The organism is Pseudomonas sp. 3-2 (genome assembly GCF_019710535.1).
Lineage (GTDB): Bacteria > Pseudomonadota > Gammaproteobacteria > Pseudomonadales > Pseudomonadaceae > Aquipseudomonas > Aquipseudomonas pharyngis.
Map to the genome: position 1 here is coordinate 3,035,198 of NZ_CP081200.1, position 13,169 is coordinate 3,048,366.

The following is a 13,169-nucleotide window of genomic DNA, read 5'->3' on the forward strand; positions in this document are numbered from 1 at the left end:
AAAAACCGCCCGAAGCCGTGTATCGGGCGGTTTGCAGGATCAAACAGGGCTGATTCAGATCAACCGCAGGGTGACGTCGATGTTGCCGCGAGTGGCTTTTGAGTAAGGGCAGGTCTGATGCGCAGCGTCCACCAGCGCCTGGGCAACCATAGGCTCCAGCCCCGGCAGGCTGACATTCAAGCGCGCCTGAAGAAAGAATGCATCGCCGGCCTTGCCCAGATCGATTTCGGTTTCGACCGCCACATCCGCCGGAAGCCTGATCTTCTGTGCCGCGGCTGCCTTGCCCATGGCGCCGATGAAGCAGGCTGACCAACCGGCGGCCAACAGTTGTTCCGGATTGGTGCCGCTGCCATTTGAACCCGGTGGCGAAAGCTTGATGTCCAGGTTGCCGTCCGAGCTGCGTGAGGCGCCATCGCGCCCGCCAGTGGTGCGGGTCTTGCCGGTGTACAGCACGGTGTCGAGTTGATTGATCATGGAAATACCTGCCTGAGTGATGGGGGATGTCGGACAGCGAAGGTTCCGATGGCCCACACTTTTGCATTGGCATGTACCCGAGATGTGTCATGCAGCGGAGTTTTTGTATCGCTCTGTAGCCTTATCGGTGTGGAAGGGGTCACACCTGGCCGTTTTTAACCGGGTGCAGCGCAGGGGGGAGCCGAAAGCCCGGACCTTGCCGGGCGGGTGATGGACGTATTCAGCGCGAATCGGCGTTTCGCGTACGTTGCGTTGCAGATGCTTCGCGGCGTCTGCGAAGCCACGTGATGACCGCATGTACCGGGTGGAGGACGGCGACGAGAACGCCAAGCAGCATGATGGTGAAGATGATGATCAGCGGGATGCTTTCATGCGAGAACATGGTGGGTAACTCCTGTAGTCACTATGTCGGAACCCGCAGACTAGACGCTTGGAGCGATGTTTTAGATGAATGTATGTTCATTCGACGAGGTGTGGAATGTGCTACGGCGCAAGGGCGTTTCCACACGCAAGTCGATGGCTCCCGTCGGGTTTTCCTCTTAACGCATCTGCAGGATGATCGGACTGCTGCTGGCCGGATCGGTGTGCTCACGCAGCTTGCCAACCGTGTTTGCATCAACAGCACTGCCCTGATTGCCCCAGGTGCTGCGCATGAAGGTCAGCACCTCGGCGATCTGCTGATCCGACAGCTGCTCACGGAAGGCTGGCATGCGATAGGCATCCGGCACGCCGGCCGTCACCACTCGTTGCGATCCATTCAGAGTGATGTTGATTGCCGAGGCACTTTCCTTGGCCAATGCCGAGGTGGCGCCTGCCAGTGGCGGCATCCATTGCGATTGACCCTTGCCGTCCAGACCGTGGCACGACGCACAGCGCGTCACGTAGGTCTGTGCACCGGGCGATTCCAGACGTTGCGCTGCCGAAACCGCTTGATACTGCCAAGGCGCGCCATCCCGTTCGCGATCCCCGGGTAGCGACTTCAGGTAGTGGGCAATCGCGGTCAGATCGTCATCGCTCATGAACTGCGTGGAGTTGTTGAACGCCTCGGTCATCGAGCCGTAGACCACCGCGTGCTGGTTGCGACCGGTCTTGAGGAACTGCACGATCTCTTGCTCGCTCCAGCGGCCCAGCCCGGTGTTGTGGTCAGCGCGCAGGCTCGGTGCGTACCAGCCATCGAGCAGGGCGCCGGCGAGGTATGGCTTGCCGGACTCATCCAGTGCCTTCTCGTTGAACGCCAGGCTGCGCGGCGTGTGGCAACTGCCACAGTGCCCGGCGCCCTGCACGAGATAAGCGCCGCGGTTCCACAGCTCATCCTGCGACGGTTTGGTCACATAAGGTTCGGCGTCGACAAACACACCGTTCCACAGTGCAATCGGCCAGCGCAGGTTCAGCGGAAACGGAATCGCACTCGGGATGTTCGCCTGTTTGACCGGCGCCACGCCTTTCATGAAGAACGCATACAGCGCTCGCACGTCGTCATCACTGAGCTTGGCGTAGGACGGGTAGGGCATCGCCGGGTACAGACGGCGACTGTCGGGTGCCACGCCGTGGCGCACGGCACGATCAAAGTCCGCCAGACTGTAGTGGCCGATGCCGGTTTCCGAGTCCGGGGTGATGTTGGTCGCATGGATCGCGCCCAGCGGCGTGGCCATTTCCAGTCCACCGGCGAATGGCGCACCGCCTGGCACGCTGTGACAGGCCACGCAATCGCTGAGCCTGGCGACGTATTCGCCACGGGCGACCAACGCCGGGTCGATATCGGCCACGGCGATCTGAGTGTTTTCCAGGCGCGAGACAGGCTCGCGGGTGACATACCAGGCCAGCAGGCCTGCCGCGACCAGGCATGGCACCGCCAGCCAGCCAGCGGTTCTTGCGAATCGGCTGTTATTCATGGACGCTCCGGGGCTGATCAACTGAAGGTGTGTCGGCTCATGGGCAGGCTGCGCACCCGTTGACCGGTCAGCGCTGCGACCGCGTTAGCGACAGCGGGCGCGACCGCAGGCAACGGCGGTTCACCGATGCCACCCATTTTTTCTCCACTCTCGACCACACGCACATGAACCCGTGCCATCCGCGCAGGCGGCAGGATCGGATACAAGTCGTAGTTGCGCGCCCGGGGTTTGCCATCGATCCACACGGCTTCTTCCACCAGTGTTTGCGACAGGCCCAGCGCCACGGCGCCATTGACCTGAGCCTCGACAATAGCCGGATTGACGATGCTGCCCGGGTCAATCGCTTGCCAGATGTCATGCACCTTGACCTGGCCGTTCTCGATGGACACCTCGGCGATCACCGCCGTCTCCGTACCGAACGGCGAAGCCATGGCCACCCCGCGCGCACGTCGGCTGCCATCCTCGGCGGTAAACGGCCCACGTTTCCAGCCACCTGACAGTTCACCCACGGATTGCAGCAGTGTGGTCAGCCGTTGGTTGCCGCGCAGCAAATGCAGGCGCAGGTCGAACGGGTCCTTGCCACCCTTGTCGGCCAGTTCATCGAGGAACGATTCATAGAAGAAGTCGTTGAGGGAATTGCCCACCGAACGCCAATAGCCGAGCATCGCCGGGCCTTTGACGTAGATCTGCGCGATGCGCTTGTTGGGGATCGCATAGGACTTGCCCGACAAGCCTTCAAGTGCCGTCGGATCGAGCTTTTCACCCTGCTTGCCGGCGAGGGCTTCGGTCGGGCCTTCGGTGGCACTGATCGCTTCGATTGCCAGCGGCCAGCCGTCGTTGTCCAGCGCGGCACGGAAATTCACCGCGGCAACCGGGCGAAGCACGTCACGCAGGAACTCTTCCTCACGACTCCAGATCAGTTTGACCGGGCGACCAACCGCTTTGGACAGCGCGATGGCCTGAGGGTAGGGGCTGGCCGAGTCGTAGAGGAAATGCCGACCGAAGAACCCGCCCAGCAGCGGCGAATGCAAAGTGATGCGCGACGGATCCAGCCCGGTGCGTTTGGCGATGTCGGCGCGGAACATGTCCGGCGCCTGATTCGGCAACCAGACTTCCAGCGAACCGTCCGGATTGAACCGGGCCAGCGCGGAAGGCGGCTCCAGTTGGCCGTGGTTCAGGTATTGGTTGTGGTAAGTGGCGTCGATCCGGGTCTTGGACTCCTTGAGAATCGAAGCCACATCGCCCTCATGTTCATCGTCTCTGGCGGGGCTTTTATCTTCAGCGAGGCGCTTGAACCAGGCATCGCTGGAAAAGTCGGCGGGCATCGGCCGCACTTGGCTGTCGGCCGTCGGCTCTTGCCAGTCGACCTGGATCGCCTCGACGGCACGTTTGGCGTGCCACCAGCGCTCGGCGACCACCGCCACGGCACCCGGCAGACGATGCACGGAATGCACGCCTTTCATCGCCTTGACCTGGTCTTCATTGCGCAGGTTGCCCACGGTCATCCCCAGGCGCGGGGCATGTTGAACGGCGGCATGCAGCATGTCGTCGACCTTCAGATCGATGCTGTACAGCGCCTTGCCCGTGGACTTGTCGTAGGCATCGAGGCGCTTCACCGGTTTGCCGATCCAGCGGAACTGATTCGGATCGCGCAGCTTCACAGAGGCCGGATCGGGAACCGGCAAATCCATTGCGCGCTCGGCCAGTTCACCGTAGGCCAGCGAACGGCCCGATTTGGCGTGCACCACTTTGCCAGGCTCGGTGGTCAATTCACTTACCGGCACGCCGAGTTGCTGCGCGCCCGCCTGCAACAACATGGCGCGGGCGAGGGCTCCAAGGCGGCGCATGACCGGGTAACTCATGCGCACCGACATACTGCCGCCGGTGATGCGCATACCGTTTTCCATCACCACGTAGGCTTCGCCGGGCGGGGCGGCTTCGACCAGGAAGGTCGCCGGATCGGCATCCAGTTCTTCACCGACGATCTGCGCCATTGCGGTGAACGTGCCTTGTCCGCCTTCCATGAACGGGCAGAGCAGACGCACGCGGTTGTCCGGGCGGATCTCGAGAAACGCCGGGACCTGTGTGCCGCGCTCGGCCGTCGCAGAAGCGGCAGCTTGTACGCGCGTCGTACCCAGTGGCAGACCGAAGCCGAGCACCAGTGCGCCGACGGCGGTACCGGTCAGAAAACGTCTGCGCGACACATTGATCGGTTCCTGCAGATCCAGTACTGAAGCGTGTTGTGAAGGATCGATACGAACGTTCATCACGCGTCCCCCTTGCCGGCAAGCTCATGCACGGCGGCATGAATGGCGTTGTAAGTACCGCAGCGGCACAGATTGACCATCGCCGCCTCGATCTGCGCATCACTCGGTTTGGGGTTCTGCTTGAGCAGCGCAGTGGCGGCCATCACCTGCCCGGACTGGCAGTAGCCGCACTGGGCAACCTGCAGATCGACCCAGGTCGAGACCACCCGCTTGCCCACGTCATCGGCCTCGATGGCCTCAATGGTGGTGACCTCGCGGCCGACCACACCGGCCACCGGCGTGACGCAGGAACGCACCACATTGCCGTCCACCAGCACCGAGCAGGCGCCGCATTGCGCCAGTCCGCAGCCGTACTTGGTGCCGGTCATGCCCAGATCATCGCGGATCACCCACAGCAAGGGCGTATCGGCGTCGGCATCGACCTGATAGGTCTTCTGGTTGATTCGTAGTTCCATGATTCACCCGCTGATCATCGGTTGACGTGCATTGTTATGAGCGGTGACACGCAGCGAGGCGCATCACCGGTTTTCGTTCAATTCGCGACTGTGCCGAGCGCTTCTGCCTCGTAGGGCTGTCCGCGTAAAAGGGCCATGTCGCGGCTCGGTGCGGTACCGAACAGGCGGCCATATTCGCGGCTGAACTGCGAAGGGCTTTCATAGCCGACCGCAAACGCCGCCCGCGACACGTCCAGGCGCTCGACCAGCATCAGCCGCCGGGCTTCGTTGAGCCGCAGCCATTTCTGGTACTGCAGCGGACTCATGCCGGTGAGCTGGCGGAAATGATGGTGAAAGGTCGGCGTGCTCATCTGCACCCGCGCGGCCAGATCGTCGATGCGCAGGGCATCGGTGTAGTTGACCTTGAGCCAGTCAATCGCCTTGGCGATGCGATAACCCTGACCGTCGACGGCAGTGATCTGCCGCAGTCGTGGGCCTTGGTCGGTGTGCAGCAGCCGATAATGGATTTCGCGCAGAATCAGCGGTGCCAGGACCGGGATCGCCTCGGGTTCATCGAGCAATGCCAGCAGGCGATCGAGCGCGTCCTCCAAAGCTGACGACAGGCTGCCAATCGCAGCGCCCGTACCCGTTGATGGCTGGCGCTTGGCCGGCAAGCCGCTCTTGGTGATGACCTCGGCAAGCATGCTGACATCCAGCTTCAGCACGAAGCCGACACAGGGCCGCTCGGGACTGGCGAGCATCACTTCGGAGTTGGCGGGCAGATCCAGCGACGTGACCAGAAACCGCGACGGGTCATAGCTGTAGCCCTCACCACCGACCCACAAACGCTTTTCGCCGCGACCCACGAGAATCAGGCTGGGTTCGATCATGCACACAACGGGGGGCGCCGGCTGGTCGCGACGAAACAGCGACAGCCCGGGTATCGACGTGGCGAAGTCACCCGGTGCGTTCACACGCGGGTCGATGTGCCGTGCCAAAGGTGATTCCTGGGGCAGAGGGGTCGGGATCATGTGGGCTCACTCCTTTGACTGAACTCTAATGCGCGCGCGAGACGTTTCCTATCTATCACCCTGCATCCCCAGAGGATCAGGCAAGCATTCAAGAGGAATGCACTAGGGAAGCACCGGATTGACCGGGAGAATGTGTCCATCTGTTACAGGGGCAGTGCCCGGACGGGCGACAAACTGCTTGCCCCTGCGCATCACCCCCTACGTTTTTCGCATCACAGGTAGTTTCCATGACGTTTCCTTCTACAGATCCTTCTAAAAGAACAGGCGGCTGGAGCGCCGTGCTGGCGATGTCGCTGGCCGCATTCGCTCTGGTCGCTTCAGAGTTCATGCCCGTCAGCCTGCTGACGCCGATTGCGGCAGACCTGCACATCACCGAAGGCCAGGCCGGGCAGGGGATTTCCGTGTCCGGTGGCTTTGCCTTGATCACCAGTTTGTTGATCGCCTCGGTCGCCGCTCGCATCGAACGCAAGCAGCTTCTGCTGGGCCTGACCTTGCTGATGATCGTCTCCGGAACGGTCGTCGCGCTCGCCCCGGGCTATCCGTCATTCATGTTTGGACGTGCGCTGATCGGGATTGCGATCGGTGGTTTCTGGTCGTTGTCGGCGGCGACTGCCATGCGCCTGGTGAAGCCTGAACAGGTTTCCCGCGCGCTGGCCATCGTCAATGGCGGCAACGCTTTGGCCACGGTCATCGCCGCTCCGGTGGGCAGCTTCCTTGGCTCATTGATCGGCTGGCGCGGCGCATTCTTCTGTGTGGTTCCGGTCGCGGTGCTTGCCGCCGTGTGGCTACTGATCAGCCTTCCGTCTTTCAAGGCCGAGCGCCAGGTCGGTAGCGGCAACGTTTTGCGGCTGATGAAGCAATTGCCAGTGGCCTTGGGCATGGTCGCCGTCAGCGTCTTTTTCATGGGCCAGTTCATGCTGTTCACCTACCTGCGACCATTTCTTGAGGGCGTGACGGGCGTCAGTGTCTCAACCTTGTCGTTCATGCTGCTGGGGCTGGGACTGGCCGGTTTTATCGGCACCTTTCTGATCGAACGGTTTATGGGTCGCGGCCTCTACCGCACGCTGACCGCCATTCCGCTGATCATGGCGGTGATCGCGCTGGCGCTCATCAGTTTCGGCAAATCGCCGGTGCTGACCGCCGTGTTGCTCGGACTCTGGGGGCTGGTCGCCACGGCCGCACCGGTCGGCTGGTGGACATGGCTGGCGCAGACGCTCCCGGATGATGCTGAGGCGGGAGGCGGCTTGCTGGTAGCCATCGTCCAACTGGCAATTGCCGGCGGCGCAATCATTGGCGGTCTGGCCTTTGATTTGAGCGGCTACAAAGCCACCTTCGAGCTTAGCGCCGCTGTCCTGGTCGCCGCTTCCGTGCTGGCCTGGCTGGCCGGACGCAATGCCACGCAAATTCATCTTGTCGAGTCGAGCGCGACAGCCTGACGAGATCACCTGCAACCTTCCTCATGGCTCAAGCATCAAACTGCGCCAAACGATAACGGGCGCTTGAACCTGCACATCATCCGGTTGAAGCACTTGCTGCTCCTCTGGCGAAATCACTTCGGCTGAGGGCCGCTCCAGCAGTAAAGGCTGTGCAGTGTCTACGTTCGATTCAGAAACAGGCGGCGTGGTCATTTGAGCGCAACAACGACCTTGCCCTTGGCGCGTCCCTGCTCAACGTACTTCAATGCTTCAGCCGTTGATTCAAAGGGGAAGGAGCGATCAACCACAGGTTTGATGATTCCGCCCTCAACGAGCGCGGTGATGCGTTGCAGTTGAGCGCCATTGGCTCGCATGAACACAAACGCATAGCTGACGTCCTGCTTGCGCGCTTTGCGACGAATGCAAAGGCTCAGCAGGCGCATGACTTGCTGCAATGGCCAGGACAACCCTTGCTCCTGTGCGAACTGCACAGTGGGTGGGCCCGAGATGGAAATGAGTTGGCCGCCGGGCTTGAGGACCTTGAGCGACTTCTCCAGCACGTCGGCGCCGAGGCTGTTCAGCACCACGTCGTAGTCTTGCAGCACTTTTTCGAAGTCCTGCTGTGTGTAGTCGATCACCAGATCGGCCCCCAGCGCCTTGACCCATTCGACATTGGCGGTGCTGGTGGTTGTGGCGACAAACGCACCGAGGTGTTTGGCAAGCTGAATGGCAATGGTGCCGACGCCGCCTGAGCCTGCGTGAATCAGCACTTTCTGGCCCTTTTGCAGCCGGGCGGTTTCAACCAGTACTTGCCAGGCAGTCAGTGCAACAAGGGGCAAGGACGCGGCTTGTACCATGTCGGTATTGGCAGGTTTCAGGGCAACCGCGTTTTCGTTCACGGCGATCAATTGGGCGAACGTCCCGATCCGCGCTTCGGGCGGGCGAGTATATACCTCGTCTCCCGGTTTGAAGCGTGTCACCTTCGAACCGACTTCAACCACGACTCCCGCCAGGTCATTGCCCAGGATCAACGGAAAGGCGTAGGGCAGGATCAGCTTGAACTCGCCTTTGCTGATCTTCGAATCCAGCACGTTGACGCTGCTCGCATGGACCTCGATCAAGACATCGTGGGCACCGACTGCGGGGGCGGGCGCTTCGCCAATGCGTCCGGGGTTCTTGCCATAGCCATCAATCAGAAATGCTTTCATCGTGGTGCGGCTCTTGCTGGTTGTACGGAGGGTAGTCGGTGGGTTGCGGTGTTGCTGCGTGACGTGATCAAGCATTGAGAAACGCCTGCGCCTTGGCCACAAAGTCGGCGTGATGCTGGAAAATCCCGCCGTGCCCGGCATCCTCATAAATCACCAACTGTGCGTTGGGGATAAGCCTGGCCAGTTCAAACGAGTTAACGCTGGGCACCATGATGTCGTTGTCGCCGTTGACGACCAGCGTCGGTGTGCGCAAGCGCCCAAGCGCTTGCCGCGGTTGTTTGCCCCACGCCGTGATGGCTTTCAATTGCCGCAGGAAGGCGCGTGGCGTCGGGCCCTTGTCGCGATTGTTCTTGCGTGCCTTGAGGCGTCTTAAATACTGCGAGGCAGACCGTCGCCCATTGGCCGACGAGGTGAAGAAAAGGTAGAACTTGGGATCGCGCAGGGTCAGCAAGCCTTTGAGGATCAATGGCCATGACACTGTGCCGACCTTGTCGATGCCGGTGCCGCCCGCCGGTCCAGTACCGGTCAGAATCAACCGGCGTACCAAGTCAGGCGCCTTGAGGGCAATGTCCTGAGCGACGAAACCTCCGAGGGAAAATCCGAGCACATCCACGGTTTTCAGCCCCAGCGCCCTGATCAGCTGGATGGCATCGTCGGCCATTTCACCCACCGTCAGTGGCGCGGTTCCACCCGAGTTGCCGATGCCGCGATAGTCGGTGGTGATGACGCGTCTGGTTTGCGCTAGGCCATCGATGATCGCGGGGTCGAAGTTGTCCAGCACCGCGCCCCAATGGTTGAACAGTACAAGCGGCACGCCGGTTGCGGGCCCGGTGTCGCGGTAGGCGAAGGGAATGCCGTTGACCGTGATCGACTGGTTCGCCGCGTCGATGAATGACGTCGGCGAACCCGGGCGGGAATTTGTCTGTATTGAACTCATTGTCACTCCGGCCAGCGGGCAGGATTCGATGCAATGCCATGTGCCTGCATCGAATCTGCCGCGAATGCTCGCTAGCAAAAAATCACTGTGGCGTCTGGTAGCGTTGGGCGACCGCAGACTGGCGGATTTGCCCCAGCAGGGCCTGGCGTGCGCCCTGCAGGTCATCCCAGCGCTCGGCTTCGTGCAGCGGCGGGATGGTCACAGGTTCGCGGCGATCAAAACCGACCAGTGCGGCATCCACCAGATCACCCACTTCCATGATTTCGCTCAGGGTGTTGATGTCGACGCCGGAACGATCCCAGATTTCCGTGCGAGTGGCGGCGGGCAGCACGGCTTGCACATAGACACCCTGCGGCGACAGTTCCAGGCTCAGTCCCTGGGACAGGAACAGCACGAAGGCCTTGGTTGCACCGTAGACGCTCATGCCGAACTCCGGCGCCAGGCCTACCACCGAACCGATGTTGATGATTGCGCCGTCGCCGGCCTTGGCCAGGCGTGGGGCGATGGCGCTGGCGAGCCGCACCAGCGCCGTGGTGTTGAGGGCAACCAGTTGCGCAACGCTGTCGGTGCTTTGGTCGACAAAGTGGCCGGACAGCGCAGCGCCGGCGTTGTTGACGAGAATGCCGATACGGGCGTCGTCGCGCAGGCGGCTTTCAACGGTGGTCAGATCGCCGAGTTGGGTCAGGTCTGCCGGGATGACATCGACGGCGACGTCGTGCTCGCTGCGCAAGCGCGCTGCCAGTGTGTCCAGGCGAGCCTGATCACGGGCGACCAGTACCAGATCGTGACCGCGTTGCGCGAAGCGTTCGGCATAGACGGCGCCAATGCCGGTGGAGGCGCCGGTGATGAGAACAGTAGGGCGAGTGCTCATGGGGTATCTCTCTTTCAGAAGGTGAGAAACGGAACGCGCTCAGCTTGCGCTGACGCTCGATTCAGCGAGAGTCGGGTAGTCGATGTAGCCCGCCGCGCCGCCGCCGTAGAGGGTGGCGGGATTGAACGCGGACAGCGGCGCGCCCTGCTTGAGGCGCTCCACCAGATCCGGGTTGCCAATGAACGGGCGACCGAAGGCGATCAGGTCGGCCTGGTCTTCGGCGAGCCGCGCGTTCGCCAGGTCCAGGTCATAGCCGTTGTTGGCGATATAGGTGTTTTTGAAGCGCTGGCGCAGGGCGCCGAAATCGAAAGGGGCCACGTCGCGCGGGCCGCCGGTCGCGCCTTCGACCACGTGCAGATAAACCACACCGAGGGCGTCGAGTTGCTCGACGACGTAATTGAATTGCGCCTGCGGATCGCTGCTGGATACGCCGTTGGCCGGCGACACTGGAGACAGACGCACACCGGTGCGATCCGCGCCGATCTCATTGACGACCGCCTCCGTCACTTCGAGCAACAGACGCGCACGATTTTCAATCGAACCGCCGTAAGCGTCGGTGCGCCGATTGGCGTTGTCCTTGAGGAATTGATCCAGCAAGTAGCCGTTTGCACCGTGAATCTCCACGCCGTCGAACCCGGCGGCGACCGCGTTGGCTGCAGCCTGGCGGAAATCGGAAACGATCCCTGACAGTTCGCTGGTTTCCAGCGCGCGGGGTTCGGAAACGTCTTCAAAGCGGTTGTTGACGAACACTTTGGTAGCGGCACGCAGCGCAGAAGGAGCCACCGGTGCTGCGCCGTTTTCTTGCAAGTCAACGTGCGACACGCGGCCGACATGCCATAGCTGCAAGAAGATTTTTCCGCCTTTGGCGTGGACGGCATCGGTGACTGTGCGCCAACCGTCTATCTGCGCCTGCGTGTAGATCCCGGGGGTGTCCTGATAACCCTGACCCTGTCGGGAAATCTGCGTCGCTTCGCTGATCAGCAAACCGGCGCTGGCGCGCTGGCTGTAATAGGTCGCCGCGAATTCGCTGGGGACAAAACCCTGGCCTGCGCGGTTGCGTGTCAGCGGTGCGAGAACGACGCGGTTCGACAGCGTGAGACTGCCCAGGGTGTAAGGGGTGAACAGAGTCTGTTTGGTCATCTGATGAATCTTCCGTGCCCGTGAATGGAGATCGGTGGGTGTGAAATTAGGATGATGATCGAAATCTAAACTGTCAACGGTTTTGATTATGGGCGACATCTATGTATCATCGGAGGCAGGAATTCCCGCTAAACACGAGGTATTGCACGTGAGAGTGACCAAGGCCCAGGCGCAGGCCAATCGAGAACACATCGTTGAGACGGCCTCAGAGCTGTTCCGTGAGCGTGGCTTTGACGGCGTCGGTGTGGCGGATCTCATGGCGGCTGCCGGTTTCACCCATGGGGGCTTCTACAAGCATTTCGGGTCGAAGGCCGACCTGATGGCCGAAGCTTCGGCCTGCAGTCTCGGCAAATCGTTGACAGGTGCCCAGGCGCTCGATGTCCCCGGTTTCATCAACGTTTATGTGAACAGAGAACATCGCGACGGACGCGGCAGCGGTTGCACGATGGCCGCACTGTGTGGCGACGCGGCGCGTCAGTCGGACGACGTGAAAGCAACGTTTGCCGAAGGCATTGAACGCACCCTGCAAACTCTGGGGGAAAAATATCCGACAGGGCCGGATGCCGCGGAGGGCGAGGGCAGGAAGAAAATGATCGACTTGCTGTCGCGTGCGGTCGGCGCAATTGTCTTGTCACGCGCCTGTCCGGATGATTCCGCCTTGGCGGATGAAATCCTTGAGGTATGCCGCGCCGAAATGTTTGCTTCATTGCCGGTGTTGCCGGTCGATGAAGTGGAAACGCCGTAGAAGGGCCGATCCGCCCTGTTCGACGGCTTGAACGTCAGCCCGTTTCACACAGCCGTTTTTCGTGAATATGTACTCTATTGGTCACGATTTGTAAGACCTCGACAGGCTGAGTAAGCTACGCCCATGAATCAGCCATCGATATCTTCGCCCGGCCCACGTGGCCCAGTCGATCACGACATTCGTGATCAGATTGTCGCGGCAGCCAATGAACACTTCAGCCAATACGGCTATGGCAAAACCACGGTTTCCGATCTGGCCAGGGCCATCGGTTTTTCCAAGGCGTACATCTATAAATTCTTTGATTCCAAGCAGGCGATCGGCGAAGCGATCTGCTCAAATTGTCTGGGGCAAATGGTTGCAGCGGTCGAACAGGCTGTTAACGCAGAGGGGATTTCGCCGACCGAGCGTTTCCGCCGGCTGGTGAAGACCGTGATTGCCACGGGTGTGGACCTGTTCTTCAATGATCGCAAGCTTTACGACATCGCGGCATTCTCGGCAGCGGAGCGTTGGCCAAGTGCTCAGCTGTATGAGGAGCAGATCAAGCGCTTTATCTTCGACATCGTGCGTGAAGGGCGAGAGCTCGGAGAGTTCGAGCGCAAGACCCCGCTGGACGAGACCGTCGAGGCGATTCATCTGACCCTGCGTCCCTTCGTCAACCCGTTGTTGCTGCAGCACAATCTGGATTTTATCGAGGTAGCGCCCACGCTGACCTCCAACCTGATTCTGCGTAGCCTGATGCCCTGACCTGAAAGCGA

Annotated in this window: 13 protein-coding genes; 3 read left to right on the plus strand and 10 right to left on the minus strand. The window is 61.2% G+C overall.

Annotated elements, in window-relative coordinates:
* Positions 1-54 precede the first annotated feature (54 nt).
* The 6 genes from K3819_RS13690 to K3819_RS13715 all read right to left on the minus strand — a co-directional run bounded on the left by K3819_RS13690 (position 55) and on the right by K3819_RS13715 (position 6,098).
* Positions 55-474, minus strand: a complete 420-nt coding sequence (locus K3819_RS13690; protein WP_221399556.1) for an organic hydroperoxide resistance protein — start codon at positions 472-474, stop codon at positions 55-57.
* Between the two features lie 220 nt (positions 475-694).
* On the minus strand, positions 695-856 hold the full coding sequence (locus K3819_RS13695) for a hypothetical protein (RefSeq protein WP_172829481.1): 162 nt from the start codon (positions 854-856) through the stop codon (positions 695-697).
* Positions 857-1,013: 157 nt separating this feature from the next.
* Positions 1,014-2,366 carry a cytochrome c gene (locus K3819_RS13700; protein WP_221399557.1) on the minus strand — a complete coding sequence of 451 codons (1,353 nt, stop codon included), beginning with the start codon at positions 2,364-2,366 and terminating at the stop codon, positions 1,014-1,016.
* Between the two features lie 17 nt (positions 2,367-2,383).
* Positions 2,384-4,633: a molybdopterin cofactor-binding domain-containing protein gene (locus tag K3819_RS13705; RefSeq protein ID WP_221399558.1), complete on the minus strand. Its 2,250-nt coding sequence runs from the start codon at positions 4,631-4,633 to the stop codon at positions 2,384-2,386.
* Positions 4,633-5,088, minus strand: coding sequence for a (2Fe-2S)-binding protein (locus tag K3819_RS13710; RefSeq protein WP_027613020.1), 456 nt, complete (start codon positions 5,086-5,088; stop codon positions 4,633-4,635). Before K3819_RS13710 ends, K3819_RS13705 begins: the two co-directional genes overlap by 1 nt.
* A 77-nt stretch (positions 5,089-5,165) precedes the next feature.
* Positions 5,166-6,098 (minus strand): AraC family transcriptional regulator, encoded by a 933-nt coding sequence (locus K3819_RS13715; protein WP_221399559.1) that lies wholly within the window; start codon positions 6,096-6,098, stop codon positions 5,166-5,168.
* A gap of 227 nt (positions 6,099-6,325) precedes the next feature.
* Between K3819_RS13715 and K3819_RS13720 the strand changes: the two genes are divergently transcribed.
* Positions 6,326-7,534: an MFS transporter gene (locus tag K3819_RS13720; RefSeq protein WP_221399560.1), complete on the plus strand. Its 1,209-nt coding sequence runs from the start codon at positions 6,326-6,328 to the stop codon at positions 7,532-7,534.
* Positions 7,535-7,722: 188 nt separating this feature from the next.
* Here the strand turns inward: K3819_RS13720 and K3819_RS13725 are convergent, their stop codons facing one another.
* The 4 genes from K3819_RS13725 to K3819_RS13740 all read right to left on the minus strand — a co-directional run bounded on the left by K3819_RS13725 (position 7,723) and on the right by K3819_RS13740 (position 11,669).
* A complete protein-coding gene (locus tag K3819_RS13725) occupies positions 7,723-8,721 on the minus strand; it encodes an NADP-dependent oxidoreductase (protein WP_221399696.1) in 999 nt (332 codons plus the stop codon).
* A gap of 67 nt (positions 8,722-8,788) precedes the next feature.
* Complete coding sequence (locus K3819_RS13730) at positions 8,789-9,658, minus strand: alpha/beta fold hydrolase (protein ID WP_221399561.1); 870 nt, start codon at positions 9,656-9,658, stop codon at positions 8,789-8,791.
* A gap of 82 nt (positions 9,659-9,740) precedes the next feature.
* Positions 9,741-10,529, minus strand: a complete 789-nt coding sequence (locus tag K3819_RS13735; RefSeq protein WP_221399562.1) for an SDR family oxidoreductase — start codon at positions 10,527-10,529, stop codon at positions 9,741-9,743.
* Between the two features lie 39 nt (positions 10,530-10,568).
* Positions 10,569-11,669 carry an alkene reductase gene (locus tag K3819_RS13740; RefSeq protein WP_221399563.1) on the minus strand — a complete coding sequence of 367 codons (1,101 nt, stop codon included), beginning with the start codon at positions 11,667-11,669 and terminating at the stop codon, positions 10,569-10,571.
* Between the two features lie 148 nt (positions 11,670-11,817).
* Here K3819_RS13740 and K3819_RS13745 point away from each other — a divergent pair, with 148 nt between their 5' ends.
* Together K3819_RS13745 and K3819_RS13750 are read left to right on the plus strand one after the other, a co-directional pair.
* On the plus strand, positions 11,818-12,414 hold the full coding sequence (locus K3819_RS13745) for a TetR/AcrR family transcriptional regulator (protein ID WP_172829529.1): 597 nt from the start codon (positions 11,818-11,820) through the stop codon (positions 12,412-12,414).
* Between the two features lie 123 nt (positions 12,415-12,537).
* On the plus strand, positions 12,538-13,158 hold the full coding sequence (locus K3819_RS13750) for a TetR/AcrR family transcriptional regulator (protein ID WP_085611770.1): 621 nt from the start codon (positions 12,538-12,540) through the stop codon (positions 13,156-13,158).
* Positions 13,159-13,169: the final 11 nt, after the last annotated feature.